Annotated in this window: 12 protein-coding genes; 7 read left to right on the top strand and 5 right to left on the bottom strand. The window is 62.3% G+C overall.

Going from position 1 to position 20,540, the window contains the following annotated elements:
* The first annotated feature begins 210 nt into the window (after positions 1 to 210).
* On the top strand, positions 211 to 2,730 hold the full coding sequence (locus C4S68_RS04995) for a serine/threonine-protein kinase (RefSeq protein WP_103932199.1): 2,520 nt from the start codon (positions 211 to 213) through the stop codon (positions 2,728 to 2,730).
* An 87-nt stretch (positions 2,731 to 2,817) separates the two neighbouring features.
* Here C4S68_RS04995 and C4S68_RS22875 read toward each other — a convergent pair whose 3' ends face one another.
* The 4 genes from C4S68_RS22875 to C4S68_RS04970 all read right to left on the bottom strand — a co-directional run bounded on the left by C4S68_RS22875 (position 2,818) and on the right by C4S68_RS04970 (position 9,476).
* Positions 2,818 to 3,969: a TrbI/VirB10 family protein gene (locus C4S68_RS22875; protein ID WP_146072013.1), complete on the bottom strand. Its 1,152-nt coding sequence runs from the start codon at positions 3,967 to 3,969 to the stop codon at positions 2,818 to 2,820.
* A gap of 324 nt (positions 3,970 to 4,293) precedes the next feature.
* Positions 4,294 to 5,463: an N-acetyl-alpha-D-glucosaminyl L-malate synthase BshA gene (gene bshA / locus C4S68_RS04980; RefSeq protein WP_103931846.1), complete on the bottom strand. Its 1,170-nt coding sequence runs from the start codon at positions 5,461 to 5,463 to the stop codon at positions 4,294 to 4,296.
* A gap of 123 nt (positions 5,464 to 5,586) precedes the next feature.
* Positions 5,587 to 6,504: a ChbG/HpnK family deacetylase gene (locus tag C4S68_RS04975; RefSeq protein WP_103931845.1), complete on the bottom strand. Its 918-nt coding sequence runs from the start codon at positions 6,502 to 6,504 to the stop codon at positions 5,587 to 5,589.
* 137 nt (positions 6,505 to 6,641) lie between these two features.
* Entirely contained in the window at positions 6,642 to 9,476 is a 2,835-nt protein-coding gene (locus tag C4S68_RS04970; protein ID WP_235011360.1) for a M14 family metallopeptidase, read from the bottom strand.
* A 207-nt stretch (positions 9,477 to 9,683) separates the two neighbouring features.
* On the opposite strand from C4S68_RS04970, the gene C4S68_RS04965 reads away from it, so the two are divergent.
* The 6 genes from C4S68_RS04965 to C4S68_RS04940 all read left to right on the top strand — a co-directional run bounded on the left by C4S68_RS04965 (position 9,684) and on the right by C4S68_RS04940 (position 17,401).
* On the top strand, positions 9,684 to 10,775 hold the full coding sequence (locus C4S68_RS04965; RefSeq protein ID WP_200821470.1) for an alpha/beta hydrolase family protein: 1,092 nt from the start codon (positions 9,684 to 9,686) through the stop codon (positions 10,773 to 10,775).
* A 427-nt stretch (positions 10,776 to 11,202) separates the two neighbouring features.
* Positions 11,203 to 12,531: a TolC family protein gene (locus tag C4S68_RS04960; protein WP_235011359.1), complete on the top strand. Its 1,329-nt coding sequence runs from the start codon at positions 11,203 to 11,205 to the stop codon at positions 12,529 to 12,531.
* Positions 12,532 to 12,581: 50 nt separating this feature from the next.
* Entirely contained in the window at positions 12,582 to 12,851 is a 270-nt protein-coding gene (locus C4S68_RS04955; protein WP_235011358.1) for a YtcA family lipoprotein, read from the top strand.
* A 27-nt stretch (positions 12,852 to 12,878) separates the two neighbouring features.
* On the top strand, positions 12,879 to 14,123 hold the full coding sequence (locus C4S68_RS04950) for an efflux RND transporter periplasmic adaptor subunit (protein WP_103931843.1): 1,245 nt from the start codon (positions 12,879 to 12,881) through the stop codon (positions 14,121 to 14,123).
* A 2-nt stretch (positions 14,124 to 14,125) separates the two neighbouring features.
* On the top strand, positions 14,126 to 16,336 hold the full coding sequence (locus C4S68_RS04945) for an FUSC family protein (RefSeq protein WP_103931842.1): 2,211 nt from the start codon (positions 14,126 to 14,128) through the stop codon (positions 16,334 to 16,336).
* Between the two features lie 291 nt (positions 16,337 to 16,627).
* Positions 16,628 to 17,401, top strand: coding sequence for a WecB/TagA/CpsF family glycosyltransferase (locus tag C4S68_RS04940; RefSeq protein WP_103931841.1), 774 nt, complete (start codon positions 16,628 to 16,630; stop codon positions 17,399 to 17,401).
* Positions 17,402 to 17,786: 385 nt separating this feature from the next.
* Here C4S68_RS04940 and C4S68_RS04935 read toward each other — a convergent pair whose 3' ends face one another.
* Entirely contained in the window at positions 17,787 to 20,450 is a 2,664-nt protein-coding gene (locus C4S68_RS04935; protein ID WP_235011357.1) for a TonB-dependent receptor, read from the bottom strand.
* Between the last annotated feature and the right edge of the window lie 90 nt (positions 20,451 to 20,540).

The raw sequence follows: 20,540 nt of genomic DNA, 5'->3' as shown, positions 1-20,540 counted from the left end.
TACGATGCCTCAGTGTACCGGTGTGCTGCCTGACCGGATGCGACTTTCTGGTAATCAACAGCCTGCACCGAAGTGGCAAGTTCCTTTCCTGTCAACAGGGAACGGCTGGATGTCGTATGGGGATATAATTCCGCCGCCATGCGGCAGAAGGTTCACGTTTCACAGGGCGTGCAGAGAAATCTGCAGCCTCCGCTTGAGATAATGGGGAAGATGAAACGCCGCGTAATCAAGCAGTACGAGATTCTGCGCAAGATTGGTTCTGGCGGCAGCGGTGTGGTGTTTCTTGCCAATGACACCCTGCTGCAGCGCCCGGTCGTGCTCAAGCTACTCAAGCGCGGACAACAGACGCCGGAGCAGGTTCGGACGACGCAGCTGCGGGAAGCGCGGCTGGCGAGTGCGATCGACCACCCGAATGTGTGCTCGATCTACGAGGTTGGCGAGACCAACGCCGACGATGGCAGCAACGAAGCCTACATCGTCATGCAGTACGTTCCGGGCAGAAGCCTGGATAAGGTGATCGCAGAGGGCCCGGCTAACCTGCAACTGGTGCTGTCCAGCGGGATGCAGATTGCGGACGGTCTGGCCGCGGCGCACGGGCTGGCGATCTTCCACCGCGATCTGAAGCCGGCCAACGTCATGCTGACCGACGGTGGGCTGATCAAGATTCTGGACTTCGGTCTGGCCCGGCAGCTCAAGCGCGAGAAGCTCGAGCCGGCCGACGAGGTCTCCTACGACTTCGATCCGGCTCTGGGCGGGCAACCGATGGTGATTCCCCCGGGCGCGACCTACACGGCGCGGGGCGGGACGATCGCCTACATGGCTCCCGAGCAGTTTGTTACGGGGCAGTCGAGCGTGCAGAGCGACATCTTCGCGCTGGGGCTGATCCTCTACGAGATGGTTAGCGGGCGGCACCCGTTCCACCGGCCGGATGCGCAGGAGCTGCAGTCGATCCGGGCGATCCAGTATGCGGAGCCGCCACCGCTGCAGGACATCGTGCCGGATCTTCCCACGGGGCTGGAGAGCGTGATTCTGCGCTGCCTGGCAAAGCAGCCTTCGGAGCGGTACGCCTCGGCGGTCGAGGTGCGCGAGGGATTGAAGACGATCCTCAAGTCGCTGCACTTCGATGCGATGGTGATGCCGGGCGAAGGCGCGATCTCGATGCCGGCGCAGCAGCGGCTGGATCTCGAGACTCCAGAAGAAGAGAAGCGGACGACCGGGATTCTCTCGATGCTGGCGGAGCGGTTTCTGGATACGCCCAGCGAGGAGAGCTCCGGGGCGCAGACGCTGGTGGTGCTTCCGTTTATGAATCTTGGCGGAAGCGAAGAGACGCCGTTCTATGGCTTTGCCCTGGCCGACGCCCTGGGGGCACGGCTGGCCAAGGTGCCGCAGCTGGTGGTCCGTCCTTCCAGCACGCTGATGAACCTCAACAGCAAGCAGCTCGATCCTTTGAGCATCGGCCGGAAGCTGCTGGTGGATTTTGTGCTGTCGGGGAGCTTCCTGAAATCAGAAAAGGGCTTCGACCTGAACTGGCAGATGGTCGACGTGAAGGGAAACAACGTCCGCACGGGTGGGTCGATCAACGTGGCTTCGTTCGACCTGATCGCAGTGCAGAAGGAGATCTCGGACGAGGTGTATGCCGATCTGCGTGGCGGTACGTTGATCCCCGGTGGCCTCGGCGGAGGTATGGGCGAGCAGCGGCGGAGCTCGCTGAGCGTGGATATCTCCGAGGACTACCTGCAGGCGCGCGCGCTGCTGTCGTCGTTCATGACGCGGACCGGCAACCGGGAAGAGCTGGACCACGCGCGGCAGATCTTCGAAGACGTGGTGAAGCGCGATCCCGAGTATTCGCCTGCATGGGCGGGCCTGGGGATTACGCAGCTGCAGTATGCGCGTCACGGCCTGGGCGGGCAGATGTATGTGCTTGAGGCCAGACGCGCCTTCGACAAGGCGCTGGAGTTCGATCCGGGCTCGGTGGAAGCGAACCTCTATCGCGTGTACATGCTGTTGAGCCGCGGTGAGAAGGAGAGCGCGCGCCATGGCGTCGAGCGTCTTCTGCAGGAGGCGGGCAACGACTGGAATGTGCACTTTGTGGCGGCGCTGACGTTGCGGATCGACGGCATGTACGAAGAGGCGCTGGACCAGTTCAGCCAGTCGCTGCGGTTGAACCCGTCGAACGCTCCGAACATCTACAACCACCGAGCACGGGTGTACCAGTACCAGAACCAGCTGGAGCTGGCGGCGGATGAGATTGAGAAGGGGCTGACGCTGGAGCCGCGGCAGCCGCTGCTGCGCATCTCGCGAGGCTATCAGCAGATGCGCGAAGGGAATCTCGCAAAGGCGGTCGAGACGCTGGAGAAGGTGATCGAGGACGACCAGACGCTGCGCATCGTCTTCCCGACGATCGCGATGTGCTACGTGCAGCTGGGCGAGAGAAAGCGTGCGCTGGAGTTCATCACCGAAGACACGCTGGCTGCGGCTGAAGCCGACAGCGAGATGGGCTACCGGCTGGCAACGTACTTCGCGGTGGAAGGCGACGAGAGCGAAGCGCTGCACTGGCTGCGGCGGGCGATCTACCTCGGCAACGAGAACTATCCCTGGTTCAGCAAGAATCCAGCGTGGCGCGGTATGGCGGAGCATCCGGACTTCCAGCGAATTCTGGAGGACCTGAAGAAGAGCTTCAAGAAGAACCAGAAGAACTGGAAGCGGCTGCTGGCACAGGTGCGCGCCTAGCCCTCCTCTTATGCAGGCGGACAGGAACGGACAAGAAAGAAGCGAGGCCACGAGGCCTCGCTTCTTTCTTGATGCCAGAGCATAGCGTTAGTAGTTGGACGCGCGGGCTGCAACGTTCAGGTCGAGGGGAGTGTCCATCGCAAAGGTAAGCTCGCTGCGCGCAGGGAGTGACTGTTCGCGGTCGCGGCGGAGATAGAAGACTGTGCCTACGCCAGCACCGACGGCGGCGCCCACGACTGCTCCTACGCCGCCACCCACCAGGGCCCCGGCGATGGCGCCCCCACCGGTGGTGCCACCCAGCATCGCGGCCTCGCCCCTGGTCATGGCGTTGTCCTTGATGGTGCCTTCGGATGTCACGTGGGCGTGCGGGACGTTATGTACATCGACGACCTCTGCCATGAGCGGATAGGTGGTGCCATCGGGCAGGGAGATCGATGTTGTCTCGAGGCGAAGGGCCGCGGCGGTACGGATGCCATGACCGCTGTGCGCCGCGGTCACGCGGCCATGCAGGGTGCTTCCATAAGGCAGAAGGACCCGGCCATTGCGGACGACGTCGCCTGCGAGGGTCGCGGTGAAGTGGTCGCCGGCCTTGGTGGTCTGCGTCGAGAGCGAGGTCACAAGGCGAGCGCGCAGCAGGGTGGACTGAGGGATCTGGTTGGGCGAGGTGGCCGTATCCATGACGACGCCGCTGGTCGGATCGTCGGTGACTTCGAGGTTGTCGTGATGCACGGCGCCGGTGGGGTTATAGGGCCGGTAGACATCATCGTGGCTCGCAAAATCACGGTTCGCGAACTGGGGATCGTTGGAGCGATCGTAGTTGGAGGAGCTCGGGGGACGATCGGCGAGCTGTTCATTCAACGGTAAGGAAGATACGGGCTGGCGAACAGGTGTCGTTGCGCTGCTCGCGGCGTAGCCGGAAGCACCGGAGGTAGCCGAATAGGCGGGTGCGGGAGCGTAGCTCGAGCTGCTGGAGCCGCGATGCGGCTTGACGTAGTGATCGTCCGAGGGCGCGGGCTGGTAGTTCTGCACCTCGCCGTTGGGGTAGTTCTGGGACTGCGTCAACGGGATATCGGGCGAGGGCTTAGCCGCGGGCGTGTACTGCGGCGTCGCAGCCTGGGCTGTGATCGGGTCGTCCAGCTGCTCGGGGTGGGAGGTGCCGGTGGACTGACTCAGCATGGGCACGGCACACGCTGGAAGTACGCAGAAGAGAACGGCCGCGGGAACGAAGGATGGCTTCACGAGTGCCTCCGGAGCAAATCGTCTGGGCGCAAAACACCCTTGTAAGAGGGTACGGTGCAGTTGGCGGCGTGCGGATCGCATCTGGAGGCGGGCATCCGCCCCGTTACTAGAACCCGGGGTTGCCTGGATGGTTGTGGGAGGAGCCGTGGCGACTTCCGTCCGGAAGCGGATGGGGACTTCGTGGCCCCGGCAACCTGAACTCCGTGGAGGACTTATGTCGGGCCATCACCCTCGGGCTCTCCATCACCCCTCACCCAGGGCTTCATCCAGGGCTGGTATGGAACGGGCCGTTGGCCCTCAAAGATGCGCTTCAGCCCAAGGAGGCTAGCCTTCGCCGCGTACGACGCGCTCGTAGTAGTCCTCGTAAAGAGGGATGATGCGGCTGGCGCAGAAGCGGGCCTGGGCGGTGCGGCGGGCGGCGGTGGCCATGGCGTTGAGGCGCTCGGGGTCCTGCAGCAGAGCGATGCCGGCGGCGGCCATGCCTTCGACGTCGCCGACCTCGAAGAGCAAGCCGTTGGCGACGCCGCCGTTGGAGCCGGACGGCGACGACCCGTCGTCGATGAGTTCGGGCACTCCGCCAACGCGGGTGCCGATGGCAGGGACGCGGCAGGCCATGGCTTCGAGCGCGGCGAGGCCGAAGGACTCCATCTGGCTGGGCATGAGCATGAGGTCGGCGAGCGCGAGCAGCTCGTTGACGTTCTCCTGTTTGCCAAGGAAGTGGACGCGGTCGCTGACGCCGAGGCGGTGCGCGAGAAACTCGGCGGCGGAGCGGTCAGGGCCGTCCCCGATGAGCAGGATGCGGGCGGGAACTTCCCTGGCGATGCGGGCGAAGACCTCCACGACGTCGAGGACGCGCTTGACGGGGCGGAAGTTGGAGAGATGCACCAGCAGCGGCTCGCTGGGATCGGCGAAGCGGGGGCGGGTCTTCGCGACCAGCTCTTCGTCGCGGTGGTAGAGATCGCAGTTGACGAAGTTGCGGATGACCTCGATGTGTTTGGTGATGGCGAAGGACTCGCGGGTGCGCTCGGCGAGGTCCTGGGAGATGGAGGTAACGCCGTCGGACTCCTCGATGCCGAACTTGGTGATGGCGAGGTAGGAGCGGTCGAGGCCTACGAGCGTGATGTCGGTGCCGTGCAGGGTAGTGATGAAGGGCAGCTTGATGCCGCGGCTGGCGAGCATCTGGCGCGCGAGGAGCGCGGAGACCGAGTGCGGGATGGCGTAGTGCACGTGCAGCAGGTCGAGCTCATAGAGCTCGGCGACCTCGGCCATGCGGGTGGCGAGCGCGAGATCGTAGGGAGGGAATTCGAAGAGCGGGTAGTTGGAGACCGGCACCTCGTGATAACGGATGTTGGCGTCGCGGCCGTTGAGGCGGAAGGGCTGCGAGTAGGTGATGAAGTGGATCTCGTGCCCGCGCGCGGCGAGCTCGATGCCAAGCTCCGTGGCGACGACGCCGGAGCCTCCGTAGGTGGGGTAGCAGGTGATGCCGATCTTCATAGGGCTACGTAGCAGATGCTAGATACGAGAGGCTAGATGCTAAAGGCGAGATGCGGAGGGTGGATATGGGAGTTCAGTTACGAGTTTTCCAGACGCCAGATGCCAGATCGTACAGGCGGACGGTTACGTCAGGCGCTCGTGGCCGGTGGCGGGTTGGTGCTGGCCGAGCTCGCGGAGGAGACCGAGGTTGCCGAGGTTACCGTAGTGGGTGAGCTGCGGGCCGAGGGACGGGATGCAGTCGAGCAGGGCTTGCCGTTCGATCTCGCGGCTGACGCGAAGGCGGGTGCGGACGGCGTCGAGGTCGCGGTCGTTGTAGCCGGGATGGCAGACGAGCTCGAAGATGCCGTCCTCGGGAAGACGCTGCAGCAGGGCGGCGAGGGTGTCGCGATTGAGGCGACCGGTGGCGGAGATGCCGAGGGTGCCGTCGGTGGTCTGGACGGCGTTGTGGCGAATCTGCGGCAGCGAGCGGAAGCGTGGCGCGAGCAGCTTGTCGCAGAGCAGGACTTCGAGGCGGCGGATCGGCTCGGGCCGGCCTGCGCCGGAAGACCAGCTCTGCTCAAAGGGGCTGCGGATGGCGCCGATGCCGGCGCGTTCGGCGACGTAGAGCAGGGGCTGCGCGATGGCGGGCAGCATGTGCGTGTGCTTGTGGGTATCGAGGTGGGTGACGTCGATGCCCGCGCGCTGCAGCCTCTGCACCTGGGCGAGGCCTTCGCGGATGACGTCGTCGGGGTTGATGTGGCCGGCGAGGGTGGCGGCGATGAACTCCAGCAGGGAGCTGCGGAAGGTCTTGCCGTCCGCGCCCATCAGCGAGGGGATGGTCTCCGCATGGCAGACGGGCATGCCATCGGTGAGGACGACGTGGCAGCCGACGCCGAGTGAAGGGTGAGCGTGGGCGATGGCGACGGCATCGTCGAAGGCGGGGCCTGAGGCCATCAGGGTCGCGGAGGTGAGGGCTCCTGCCTCGTGCAGCTCGGCGACGGCGCGGTTGATGCCGTGGGTGAGACCGAAGTCGTCGGCGTTGACGATGAGGCGTGCTGCCATGTCCGGGGCCAGTGTACAGCGTGGAAGAAAAAGGCCGTTGCGCTGGAACTCCGGTAAGGGAGATGCAGCGCAACGGCCTGAAAGAATGTGAACGAGTTGTGGGTTACGGGTCCTGAGCTATGAGTCAGGACCGGTGGCTACTGCAGGCTCGACTCGCTGGCCGCGCCCGAGAGCACGCCGTTGAAGAGGAACTTGAAGGTAGCGTGGGGTTGACCGCGGAAGGTGACCTCGGGGCCATAGAGGACAATCTTGCCCTTGCCGAGAGGAGCCTCTGCGATAGCGGTGGTGTGGTCGATGTAGCCCTGACCCCAGGCCCAGCCGCTGGCCAGGAGGTTGGCATCGTCATACCAGGCGATCGCGTGCACGCCGGTGAGGGCAGCGTTCGGATCGAGGGTAAACGAGGGGCTGTTGTCGAAGTCCACGATGACGTTGGGGGCCACGCCGTAGGCGATGGGGTCCTTGGTGTCGACGTGGGCCTTCAGCAGCGAACCGGGGATATAGAACCGATCCGGCGGCACGGCCTTCAGCTCGCCTTTGACCATCTCCATGGGAGCGTTGACGACCGGGAGCTTGAGGAACGATGCGAGCGCGGTGGAGCTGCCGATGGTGAGCAGGGTTCCGCCGTTGTCGGCAAAGGCCTGGAGCTGGGGGAAGGTCTTGGCTGGGGTGATCGAGCCGAGCCAGGGACGGAACTCTGCGGGGATGTCCTCAGGCTTGGGAGCGCGGCCAAAGAAGCCCATGCCGCCACGTGCGCTGGGGTTGCGGATGATGCCGTCGGCGAAGAGCAGGACATCGTACTTCGCGTTCAGGTTGCCGGCGTCGAGCTCCTGAGAGTAGACGACGGTGTAGGGGAACTCGAACTGGTCGAAGAGCCAGCGGATCCAGCCGGAGGGCATCGAGCCGCCGTAGGTATCGACGAGGCCGATGCGGACGGGATGGACCTGGATGGCGGCGCCAGCGGGAGCCTTGGCGACAGCGTAGGCGCTGATGCCGAGGGTCTTGGTGGCAGTCTCCAGGGTCTTGGCGGTCTCAGCCGAGTACGGAAGCCAAAGCGCACCGGCGGGAAGGGTCTTACCCTCGACGGCGGCGGTGTCCTTGAGCCAGTAGACGGGCTGGCCGGCCTTGAGGAGGCGGTTGGTCAGCGTGTAGGAGTCGTTGTACTCGTGGTCGACGAGGTAGCCGGCGGGTGTGCCGGTCGGGCCGAGGATCTTGCCGGGGAGCGGCTTGGCGAGGTCTTCCTTGATGACGGCGAAGGGGCCGGTCACGGCTTCGGTGTAGCGGTCGAAGTGCACGCCCATCTGGAAGGCAAGCGTCCAGCCGGTGGTGTCATAAGGCCGGTTGGGCGGGCCACCGGGGTAGGCGAAGTCGTTGGGGTGGTCCTGGGGCTCGAACATGTCGAGCACCTGCGGGCGGAACGCCTGCGCGGTGAAGACAACGTAAGAGCCGGCGGGATACTGCTTGCCTTCGACGGAGAAGGGAGCGGTAGCCTGCTGGATCTCGACGCCAGTCTTCATCAGGGAGTCGACGAACTTGGTGGCGGTGGGGAAGTCAGGCTGATCCGCGGAGATGACGTAGGCGCGGGCGTCCTTCATCTTCGGGTCGTGGAGGACCTTGTCGTAGAGTTCGGCGGGGACGCCCTGCGTCCGGGGCCCGAGGGCGTTCATGGCGTCGGGCGAGAGGACGCCGCCACGGGCTACGTGCGCGCCTTCCTTCTCGGCCGTCTCTTCGAGCGCGGTGATGCGCTTGGGGGTGACGGTCCAGTGGTCCTCGCTGCCGTTCTGGATGGAGTCCTTGCCCATCAGATAGATGTTGTAGAGCAGATGCGTGCGCTCGCGGGATGCGTAGTCGAGCACCGCGCGGTTGTTGGTCTGCTCATAGGCGATCGAAGTGGCGTAGTGCCACATCTGCGGCTTGATGGGAGCGACGAGGTCGTTTTTGGGAAGCTGTTCGGAGGGCAGAAGCGGCAGCGGCTCGGGAGTCGGGTTGCCGATGATCTCGGTGAGCAGGCCGATCTGGTTGTGGAAGTAGGAGACGGTGCGGAGCGAGCCGTTGAACCAGGTGGAGTAGGGAGCTCCGGTACGGGAGGTCGAGCCGAACTTGCCTTCCTCGACGAGGCGCTGGTGCATCGCGGTTCCGACGGCCTCGATCCCGAGCGGGATCAGCGGATCGTAGAAGTAGCTGTTGGGGTCGCGGAAGGGCGGCATGAAGATGACGGTGCCGGCGGGGCCTGCCTGGTGATGGTTGTAGACGATCTCCGGGAACCAGACGCGCGCCAGGATGCGATTGACGTTGGTGGTCTCGGCCTGGTTGCTGATGTAGAAATCGCGGTTATCGTCGTGGCCGATGTACTTCTGCCACAGGCGCGGGACGTTCATCTCGCGCTTGGTGGGATCGGCGTTGCGCATGTACCAGTTGGAGACCAGCTCCATGCCGTCGGGGTTGACGAAGGTGCAGAGAGCGATGTCGTCGTGGAGAAAGCGCATCGTCTCGGGATCGGTCTTGGAGTTGAGCTCGTAGATCGTCTCGACGAGCTGTTGCGCGCCGACGGTCTCGGAGGCGTGGAGTCCGCCGTCGATCCAGACGATAGCTCGGCCTTCTTCGGCGAGCGCCTTGGCCTGATCGTCGGTGAGTCCCTTGGCAAGCACGAGCTTCTGGTTGATCTCGCGATAGTGATCGAGCTTGGCGATGTTCTCGGGCGAGGAGATGATCGCCATGTACTGATGACGGCCCTCGGCGGTGAGGCCGATGTCGACCAGCTTCATGCGGTCGGACTCCTTGGCGAGCTTCTGCAGGTACTCGGACTCCTGCGTGTAGTTCACCAGCTGGTAGTCGTCACCGATGTCATGGCCGAACTGCTGCTTCGGGGTCGTGATGGTACGCGGCTTCTGCGCGTACATAAGGGGCGTCAGCGCAAGGGCAGCCAGGCCCAGCGCAGTGACGACGGAAAGGGAAGAACGTCGGCGAGCCAGCACGGAAATCTCCTATTGGGGCGATATCGCGGGTGATGAGAATGAATGGGTTGATCGTACAGACGAAGCAGCGGGGTGCAAAGTTTCCGCAGCCCGGCGGCGCGATTTTCGATCTTTGCGATTCGCGGGGATTCGCTTGGGAACGTGGGCCAACCTGCGATACAGTGAGGTCAATTCCCCCCGGGTTTATTCAATTTCAAGGAGCTTGCCTTGCGCCGTCTCGCCGTCTTTCCGTCGAAGCTGCCCACCGTTGTTGCCTTTGCCGCGCTGCTGGGTCTCGCGGCGTCCACCGCGCTTGCGCAGGGTGGTGGAGGCGGCGCACAGGCTGCTGCTGCTCCCGCCCGCGCCGCTGCAGCCGCACCTGCCGGAGGCAATGGCGGGGGCGGAGACGACATCCTGCTGAAGCGCATGGATGACCTGATGTGGTACCAGAAGATCGGCGACATCGCCGACATCGACAAGAGCGAGTACGGCGGCGCGCCCAATGCCCATGTGAAGAACAAGAAGGCTCCGGGCGCGACGAACCCGCTGATCATTCACGTCTATACGTTCATCCCGAAGAACCTGGACAAGACGAAGAAGCAGCCGCTGATTGTGTATGTGCACCAGGGCGTGCACCAGTCGCTGGATACGACGATCGATGCGCACCAGGTGCGTGAGCTGCTGCTGCAGGGCTACACGATTGTGGCGACGGACTACCGCGGATCGACAGGGTATGGTGGCGGCTATTACCAGGAGATCGACTACGGTGGGCTCGAGGTGGACGACGTCTACCGCGGCATGCAGTGGATGCTCGCGAAGTACAGCTTCCTCGATCCGAAGCGCGTGGGCATCGTAGGCTGGAGCCACGGCGGTTTGATCACACTGATGAACATCTTCGCGCATCCGCATGACTACGCCGTGGCGTATGCAGGCGTTCCGGTGAGCGATCTTGTTGCGCGTATGGGGTATGAGAACGAAGGCTACCGGCAGATCTACTCGGCGCCGTATCACCTGGGCGTGGACGTGCATGACGACATCGAGGAGTACCGCAAGCGCTCACCGGTGAACCATGCGAAGGAGCTGGATACGCCGCTGCTGATCCACACCAACACCAACGATGAGGACGTGAACTTCCTCGAGGTCGAGCACCTGATCCAGGCGCTGACGTTCGAGAAGAAGCAGTTCGACTACAAGATCTACAAGGACGCGCCCGGAGGGCACTACTTCAATCGCATCGACACGCCGCTGGCCTTGGAATCACGGCACGAGATCTATGTCTTCCTGAACAAGTACCTGCACCCAGATCATCCGGTGCAGTAGGTCAAGGGCAGGCGTAGCCTTCGTGGTGGCCATCGAGCAGCGATGCTTGATGGCCATTTTCCTGTGGGATCGATTTGGCTGATGCTTGATGGGCCAGTACGCGAGCGAGGGCAAGACCCAATCGGATGGATGTTCGCTCATCGTTCAAGCGGTGTCGGGGTCAGGTTCTGTCGTATAGACTTGGTGTACCGGTGGCGTATCTGCAGTGTTCCCAGCAGCCTGGAGCTCCAGACTCGCTGGAGCCGCAGACGTTTCCACTAAGTATGAGACATCGGTCTTGCTCGATTTCATGGATGGGTCTACTTCAAAGCGCAGCCTAGATGTTCGCCGCCTCCTACTGGCGGCGTTGGTGATGTCCGCGTGCTCGGGAAGTGTCAGGGCGCAGGGGGTACCAGCAAGCTCGAGTTCCATCTTCCAGCCGCGGGGAGTGCAATCGCTGCAGCAGGGCGCTCAGGCAAAGGCGCCCGAGGCCGCGCAGCTGGACGTTGCAAAGATCTACACGCTGGCCGACCTCATCGACGTGGCGCAGCTGCACAACCCTGAGACACGGGTGGCATGGCAGCAAGCGAAGGCTCGAGCTGCCGGTCTGGGGATCGCACGAAGTGCGCTCTATCCGACGATCTCCGCGGTGGCGCTGGCTATCTCTCTTCGCCAGGCGGCGTTGGTGGGGGAGTACTTCAACCGCCAGACGGAGGGCGTCTTCGAGCCGGTGCTCGAGGTGGAGTATCTGGTGTTCGATGTGGGTGGACGCAGCGGAGAGATCGATGCCGCGAAGGCCGAGTTGCTGGCTGCGGATCTTCACTTCAACGACACGCATCGCAAGGTGATCGACGAGGTGGCCTCGTCCTACTACCGCCTGTTGAATGCGCAGGGGCAGATGGAGGCCGCGCAAGCCAATCTTGCGAACGCGAAGGCCGTCGAAGATGATGCGACGGCGCGACTCGCCAACGGACTTGCGACCAAGCCTGACGAGTTGGAGGCGACCGCAGCACGGGCGCAGGCGGAGTACGATCTGCAGTCGGCCGAAGGCGCGGTGGAGATTGCACGCGGCGATCTCGCGACGGTTGTGGGCGGTGAGCCGGATGCCGAGTTCAAGGTGCAGGGTATCGACGAGCTGAAGCTGCCTTCGCAGATGGCTGCGTCCGTGGATGAGGACATGCAGCGGGCCTTCAGGCAGCGGCCCGACCTGCTGCAACAGCTTGCGCGAATTCGTGCCGATGACGCGGCGATCAAACAGGCGAGATCGACCTACTTTCCGGAGCTGAGCTTCAAGGGCGATGGAGGTGAGGCGCGGGCATATGGGCAAACAAATCTGTACAACGGCCACTATGCGGTGGGCGAGGTGTGGACGGCTGAGCTTGAGCTGAAGTGGACGCTCTTCGATGGAGCTCGCCGCGAGTACCGTATTGCCAAGGCGAAGGCCGACAAGAAGACGACGCAGGCGGAGATCGATACGTTGCGCGATCGCATCGCCAACGAAGTATGGGCGGCGTATTCAAACATGCGGACGGCGCTGCGTCAGCAGCAGGCTGCGGCGTCCTTTCTCACGGCTTCGCAGCAGTCGTATGAAGCTGCGCATGAATCGTACGGCTACGGTGTGCGCAATTTGCTGGATGTCGTCTCCGCGCAGAAGACATTGGCTGCGGCGCGTTCGCAGGATATTGCTGCGAGGACGCAGCTGTTGCTGCAGGTAACGAATGTGGCATTCCGCACAGGAGATATGGTTGCGACGCAACACTGGACGCCAACGCCATGACGAAGTTTTCCGCAAAGTGTTCTCACCTGGGGAAGGGAGTAACTGAAACCGTGAACCGCTTCCAACGTCCGCTGACCCTGCTGGCCGCTACGATGTGCCTGGCGTTGGCAGGCTGCGGCCGAGCGCCCACCTTCGACATCCTCGGGTCATTCTTTCCGTCATGGCTGGTCTGCATCTTTATCGGGATCGTGCTGGCAGCGCTGGTGCAGCGCCTGTTTGTGCGCCTCGGAATCGATAGTCATATCCTCGTGCCCGTGGTGGTGTATCCGTGTTTCGCGCTGCTGTTTGCGTGTGTTCTTTGGCTCAGCTTCTTTCGCTGATGCGTTTCGTAGTTTCGGGGGGAACCCATGCCGTCTGATCCAACAAGCAAAGGGCCCGTTGTAGCGGGCCGCATCATCAGCGTCGCGACGCTGGTGTGTACGGCCGTGGTCGGGATGTTCGTCATCCGCGAGATTACAGATCACCCGCGCACCGACGACGCTGAGGTCTTCGCCAACTACATTGGCATGGCGCCACTGGTGAATGGTCCGGTAACGAAGCTGTATGTCGCGGACAATCAGCTGGTGAAGCAGGGTGATCCGCTCTTCGACATCGACTCGCGGCCGTACGCGTATGCGCTGGCTCGCGCGAAATCCGACCAGGAGACGTTGACCGGTCAGATTGGCGATGAGCGGCGCATCATTGCAGGCAAGGCAAGCGCGGTGGATGTAGCTCGAGCGACGGTTCTGAGCTCCGACGCGAGTGTCTCGCGAGCGGGAGCAGCGGTCGATCAGGCAAGAGCCGATGTGGCGAATGCGACTGCCGCCGTGGATCGCGCCAACGCTGAGCTGGACTACGCGACCAACAATCTGCACCGCCTGGAGCCGCTGCTGGCGAAGCAGTTTGTGACGGTCGATCAGGTGGACCAGGCGCGTACGTTGCAGGTTTCCAGGTCGCAGGCTGCGAACCAGTCGCGATCACAGCTGGCCCTGGCTCAGGCCGGTCTGCAGGCAGCGCAGGCTCAGTACAAGCAGGCGCAGGCCATCGTGTCGCAGAGCCAGCAGCAGGTGCAGCAGGCATCGCACAACGTGACGACGCTGGATCCGCTTGAAGGACAGTTGATGGGCCGGCAGGCGGCCATCGATACGGCGCAGTACAACTTCGACAACACCCATGTGGTGGCGCCTTTCGATGCGCGCGTGACGAACCTGACGATCTCGCAGGGAGCGTACGCGACGGCGGGACAGCATGTCTTCACGCTGATCGACACCCGCGTATGGTGGGTGATCGCGAACTTCCGCGAGACGCAGCTGCATCACATCCAGCAGGGAATGAAGGCCGATGTGTATGTGCTGTCGCGGCCGAATGTACGTTTCTCCGGCGTGGTGGACAGTGTGGGCTTTGGCGTGACTCCGGATACTGACCTGATCGGCAAGATCACATCTCCGGGGTTGCCGGATGTGCAGCGGACGTTGAACTGGGTCCACCTTGCATCGCGATTCCCGGTGCGGGTGCGAATCGATTCTCCCGCGTCAGAGCTGTTCCGGCTGGGCGAGTCGGCGGTGGTGGTGATTCGTGGCGAGGCTTCCGAGAACTCCGAGAAGGGCAAGTAGCGATGCCGGGCGAAGCCCAGAAGGGACCGATAGGAAGTCATGGCATCGAGTCCCGTTCCGAGGGGCTGGGCGAGTGGCTTCGTGAGTTCCTCAAGCAGGAGCTGACGCCTTATCCGGGACGTGGCGCTGTCGTCGCGCGGATCGTGATCTCGGCGACGCTCACGATGATCCTCATCGTGACCTTCCGCATTCCCGGTGGAGTGGTGGGAGCGCTTTCGGCGTTCGTGCTTTCGCGAGAAAATCTGGTCGCAACCGCGCGATCCGCGGCTTTCATGATGCTCGCGTTCGTCATCGGGGCGTTGTTCATTCCCGTGGGCGCGCGGCTGCTGGCATCCCCTCCCGAGACGCACTTTCTGTGGGTCGCGTGCAGCCTCTTTATCGTCTTCTTCATGTTGCGGTGCCTGGTGCAATATGGCGTCGCAACGGCGTTTGCTCTGGTGGTCGCCAACGTTATCGGCATCTGGTATCTGCCGGGACCGGCGGAGCGCAACGTCGAGTTGACGTTGTGGCTGGTGGACGCGACGTTGATCGGAGTGCTGGTCACGGTGGGCGTTGAGGTCATCTACTACGCCCTGCGCAAGGGGGATGACCTGATCGACGGGCTGGACATCCGCCTCAAACTGATCGAAGACCTTGTTGCCTGCTATGCGACGGGCAAGGACATCTCCGTCACCACGAAGAACGGGCTCGCGCAGTACGGATTTGTGGGTGTTGGCACGCTTCGCCGCCACGTATCCCGCGGCAACTACTCTGCGGAATTTCGCGCGCGGATGAGCGCCCTGGTGTCATTGGTGGGCCGCTCTGTGGACTTTGCCGCAGCCCTGGCGAGCAGCTATCAGCGGTTGCCAGAGCAGGATGAGCAGCGGCTCCTGCGCCTGCAGCGGACGATCGCCGAGATGCGTTCGTGCATCAAGACGAAGGGCTCGCCTTGCGATAGCGGCCTTGAGCCATCTCCGACAGCGGGTACGCCGCTGCTGTCGGAGATCGAATCGATGGTGTCGCTGATGCCGACGCTGTTCAGCAAGGACACGACTCCGGATCCGTCGCTGAGCCTGATTGAAGACGCGCCGGACACGAATCGGATCTTCATTCCCGATGCGTTTACCAATCCGGAGCACCTGCGCTACGTCCTGGGCGGCACGCTGGCCGCGATGCTGTGCTACGTCCTGTATGTGGCGCTGGACTGGCCGGGGCTTTCGACTTCTGTGACGACGTGCGTACTGACGGCTCTCACGACCATCGGGTCATCGCGGCAGAAGCAAATTCTGCGTGTTGCGGGCTTCCTGCTTGGTGGCGTGGTTGCGGGGATGGGAGCGCAGATCTTCGTGCTTCCGTATATCGATTCGATCACTGGCTTTGCACTGCTGTTTGCGTCGGCCACGGGAGTTGCCGCGTGGCTTGCTACCTCGAGCTCCAGGCTGTCGTATGCAGGGGTCCAGTTCGCCTTTGCGTTCTACATCGTGCACTTGAGCGAATTCACGATTCAAACAAGCCTCAGCGTTGCGCGCGATCGCGTGCTGGGCGTGTTTCTCGGAATTACGATGATGTGGCTTGTCTTTGAGAGGCTGTTCCCAAGCTCGGCTGCCGACGAGATGGTGCGTATCTTCGTGATCAACCTGAGGCAGCTTGCCGAACTCGTCTCATCGACTCCGAGAGCGGATGATCCCGCGAGCATCGTCAAGGTGCGGCGATTGAGGCAGGAGATCTATCGCCGCTTTGGGGAGGTGAACGCGCAGATGGATGCCGTGCCTTTCGAAACGGGGGCTATTCGGGAGGGGGACATGGCGGCGCGAGACCGTATCCGGCGCTGGCAGGCATCGCTGCGCAGCTTCTATGTGATCGAGTTGCCGCTGCTGCAGTTCCGGGTCTTCGGTGATCTGGAGTCGCAAGGCCGGACCTTCGCGAAGCTTGAGAACGAAGTCCGAGCGGGCTGCGCGAGAATCTTCAACGCCGTGGCGGATGATCTTCAGGAGCAGGTAACGACCCGACACCACGAGCCGGAGATTCCTGTCGAAGTGCTGGAGCATCTCGAGGCTGCCCAACGTGGCCAGGACATCAAATTCACGGAACGCGAGCAGGCCCTGATGCGACTGACGCGGACCATCTCCCAGATTGTGGACCGATTGCAGCATGAGGTTTCAACCGAGGGTTTGTACGAGACGTATGCCTCGGATGCGCCGAGTCCGGCCAGCATCGTGCCGAAAAGTGCGTGAGGGCAACCGTGCGAGGATCGCCTTATGGGCGCGGCGGTTGAAGCGATCCTGCGATGCAAACTTATTGTTGATGGGTTCGACATCCAGGCCTCGTATTGTTTGTGCGGATAGGATCCGGACTCGCGGCGTTCTGCCTCCGTGCGGCCTGTGCTCGCGCATAGGAGTTGTGGAGGCTCACCGGAAGTCGGTGTCTCTAGTAATGTTAAGGACTGTTGCAAAATCGAGCTCGATGACGGTTGGCGCTATCGAGCACCTATAATGGGGCCAGAATAGGGGAGCGAACTGTCTTTAATGCCGAGCGAAAGCCCACTTCCAGTCTTTCCCAAATACCGATTGCTGGGGATCTGGCTGAACGCGCTCGCTTTCACTGATATCTTGTGTGTTCTGAAGAGCGCCATTGGCGCAAAGAGGAAGATCGTCCTCGCGAATCAAAACCTGCACAGCGTGTATATCTGCAGCGAGGATCCGCGCGTTCGACAGTTCTTTGACCAGGCGGCATATACGCATGCTGACGGTACGTCTCTCATTGCGGTAGGACGCCTTCTTGGCCTTCCCTTTCGCACAGAGCACCGCATTGGCTACATGGATTTGTTTCCGGCCCTCATTCCTCACATCCTTGAGCATGATTGGCGCGTGTTCTATCTCGGCGCCAGGGATGAGGTATTGCAACGCGGTATCTCGCTGCTAAAAGAGCAACATCCTGATCTGAAAATCGCAGGCCACCATGGCTATTTCGATAGACAGCAGGGAAGCAGCGAAAACCTCGAAGTCATTCGCAAGATCAATGATTTCAGGCCGAACCTGATCTTTGTGGGCATGGGTATGCCGACGCAGGAGCTCTGGATCTTCGATAATCAGGACGCTTTGGATGCAGATGTCATCCTTCATTGCGGGGCTTTGATGGATTACATTGCAGGGGCAATCCCGACGCCACCGAGGTGGCTGGGGCCGATCGGGCTGGAGTGGGCGTTCCGGCTGGTCACCGAGCCGCGCCGGCTTTGGCGGCGGTATCTCCTCGAGCCGATCAAACTGCTGACCTGGCTATGGAAGACTCGCGCCAAGTGACGAGCTTACATGGCAGAACGCGTGGGCTCATCGTCGAGCCAGCGATCATGGCTGCTTGCTTCTCCCAGCCAGGCTCCGAGAGCCATTGCCAGCACAGCCAGCAAGACAAGAGCCAATAGCCTCAGACGCAGATCCGGAGACGCGAGAAGTCTCAGTCCTGCGTTGTTGTGCGGGCGCGGGATCGCTCCGGCGCGGAGCAACTCTCGCCCGGTGCGGGTTCTCAGGAATGCCTTCCACATCCGCGGTCCCGACGCAGGCATACGCGCGGCGGAACGTACTGTTCGCAGTCCCATGTTCGACTCCGTGATCATGCCTGGAACTTCTGTAACTGGTGTACCCAGCGCTCGAGGGCTTCGAGCGCTGGGCAGAGGCCAATCCCGACAGATCAGAAGTGGAAGGCCACTTCTGCCGTGATGGTTCGCGGTGTGAGGTAGTGTGTGCCAGAGAAGGTGGAGAGGAAGTTGTACAGCGCGTACTTGTTGGCGAGGTTGATTGCGGTCATGCTGGCGCTGAACCTGTAGCGTTCGTTTTCGCCAAAATGAACGATGTTGCTGTCACCCAATGCCAGGTCGAAGACGGTTCGCGGCTGGATGCGCTGTGGGCTCTTGTCGTCGTCTTCCGTGCCGGGAGCGGGGATAACAATCAGCTTCGAGGTCAGCTGGGTTGCGAGGCAGACCTCGGGATTGCCGGCAAGAGGACCGCCGGTTCCTGAGGTGGGTGTAGCTTTCACTCCGTTGCACACCAGGCCGGCCTGGAACTGCTGGTCGGGGCTGAGGCCGCTGAGGTCAACGTATGGCTGATTGTTGATCGTGATGGACGTACCGGCGCAGGCGCTGTTCGGATCCGTGACGTTGTAGCAGGGCGCTGCACCGGCAACGAGTCCCGTGTCGTAGCGCCAGTTGAACGAGGTGAAGAGGCTCTTGCGGAAGGGCATCGCGTACTCGACGTGCGTCGTCTCGTTGAAGTGCTCATCGTGATCGATGCGGAAGGGGTAGTAGGTGCCGGGTATGTTAGGAGTTGCGCCAACGCCTCCGAGCTGTGGGTTGAAGAATCGGGCCGAGACGGAGGAACCGTTGAATCGCACCGATAGTCCCTTGACGTCAGTGAGTGCCGCGCTCATCGCGTAGCCGGGGATCTTTGAGCTGTGCCATTCGATGGGGAAGGTGATCGGTGTGGTGCCGAGGACGCTGAAGTCGTAGGCGTTGTGGGTGTACTTCGTGATGTATTCGAGCGTTGCGACGAAGTGTCTGCCGACGGACTGCGTGAAGCCCGCATGGAACTCGTTACGGAAGCCAGGGTTGAAGGGTGTGACAGCCTGTGCAGCGCAGCTTCCCGCCGAAAGGGTCGCGAAGATGTTGTAGAGCACGGGGTCTGCGCAACCTGTTGAGGAGAGAACGAGGTTTTCGTTGAACGGCGTCTCCTGGGTGCGGGCGTACGAGATGCGGAGAACCGTTCCGGTCTTCCTGATGTTGTAGGAGACACCGGCGCGGGGCTCGGCCTGGCGCTGAATCGTGAGGCCGTTGTAGAAGTCGCCACGTACGCCGAAGGTGGCCTGGAAGTTTCCTGCTGTGATCGCGTCCTCGCCGTAGAGTGCGAGCTGCTTGACGTCCGCCCGTCCGTTCCAGTGATAGAAGCTGCCGCCCGCCGTCAGGTCATACGGAGCGAGAATGCCGCACGCCGAATTGGTGGGGTCAGGGCATCCAAGACCTGCAAGCAATGTTGCGTCGACGATGCCGAGGTTGTCGCTTTCGCGCAGGAAGGTCTGCTGGTAGTTCCCACCGAACTTGACGTTGTGAATGCCGTGAACATAGGAGTAATCGGTGCGCACGCCGACGTTGGTGAGGGAGCGTGCCTGACTGACGCTCTCCTGCTGCTGGTCCAGCGCGTAGTCGGCCAGCGGGTTATTGCTGGGGTAGTAGTTATAGAGATCGTGCCGAACGTAGACTCCGAAGTTCACCACAGAATCCGGACTGATTACATGCGTGTAGGTCGGCGAGAAGTTGACGGTCTGGATCTTGGAGCGTTGATCTGTGTTCCCCAGAGCGTTGCCGTACTGATCGACGACACCGATGTTTTCGTAGTCGTTGGGGGTCTGGAACCATGAGTGCGTGTACTGGAAGTTGGCGTGGAGGGTGTCATGCTGATTCAGGTTGAAATCGACACGGTCGAAGATGTTCTCTTCGTTGCCCTTGTCGTGGAAGACGACGAACTCGGGAGCATCGAGGAAACGGCCTGTCTGCAGTCCGTCGGCAGCGATGAAGTTGCCCCAGTTGGCTCCGCCCTGGGCATAGTCAAAGCCGAGGTCGCTTGAGCCGAAGGTGCCGTAGCCGAAGCGGATACTGCCCGTCGGCTTCACAACGCCCTGCCCGGAGCGTGTGGTCACCGCGATGACGAGCGAAGTCTTGTCACCGTACTCGACCGGAGGCGCACCGTCGATCACCTGGAGGGACTGCACTGCGGCGGCAGGCAGCTGGTTGGAGAACACCTTGCTCTGCTGATCGGAGATGGGCTCTCCGTCAACGCTGAAGGAGTCTTCGTTGTGATCGCCAAGCCCATGCATGAGGCCGTTGGAGTCTGCGGCGACTCCCGGCGATGCCAGGGTGACGATGGAACTCAACGCGCTTGAGGGGCTTTCAATGGGGAGGCGATCGATCAGGGAGCGGTCGACGTCCGTGTGGTACGTCGGCGAAGATTCGGAGAGCGGTCCTGCGCTCGTCTCGACATCCACGCTCTGCTCTGTCGCTGCCTGGAGGCGCAGGATCGTGCTCACCGGCACGCTGGAGACGACATCGACCAGGGTGCGGTTGCGTCCGAATCCATGCGCCGTGGCGGTCAGCGTGTAGGAGTCGAAGGGGATGTTGTAGAAGGCGAAGTCGCCGTTTGCGTTGGTCGTTGTGAGCCGCGTGAAACCGCTGGAGGGATTCACCAGCTGTACGGTAGCGTCGGGAAGCCGGGCTCCGGTGGGATCTACGACGTTGCCTTTGACAACGCTGGAATTGGTTTGGCCGAACGCGAATCCTGCGGCGAAGACCGCGATTGCGACCGCCACCAGGATATGGAAAAGAGAACGCACTGAAGGCGTAGAGTGCACAGAGACCCCCTGTAAGACGAAGAGACAAAGACGCTCGCCTGCACGGAG

The organism is Bryocella elongata, assembly GCF_900108185.1.
Classification (GTDB): domain Bacteria; phylum Acidobacteriota; class Terriglobia; order Terriglobales; family Acidobacteriaceae; genus Granulicella; species Granulicella elongata.
Note: the sequence above shows the minus strand (reverse complement) of the source record. Positions and strands in the feature narration are given on the sequence as shown.

Bases quoted from the DNA above. Each gene is read 5' to 3' on its own strand.
- C4S68_RS04975 (WP_103931845.1), bottom strand. From the start codon at position 6,504: ATGGCAGCACGCCTCATCGTCAACGCCGACGACTTCGGTCTCACCCAC.
- C4S68_RS04950 (WP_103931843.1), top strand. From the start codon at position 12,879: ATGCCGTCTGATCCAACAAGCAAAGGGCCCGTTGTAGCGGGCCGCATC.
- C4S68_RS04945 (WP_103931842.1), top strand. From the start codon at position 14,126: ATGCCGGGCGAAGCCCAGAAGGGACCGATAGGAAGTCATGGCATCGAG.
- C4S68_RS04995 (WP_103932199.1), top strand. From the start codon at position 211: ATGAAACGCCGCGTAATCAAGCAGTACGAGATTCTGCGCAAGATTGGT.
- bshA (WP_103931846.1), bottom strand. From the start codon at position 5,463: ATGAAGATCGGCATCACCTGCTACCCCACCTACGGAGGCTCCGGCGTC.
- C4S68_RS04940 (WP_103931841.1), top strand. From the start codon at position 16,628: ATGCCGAGCGAAAGCCCACTTCCAGTCTTTCCCAAATACCGATTGCTG.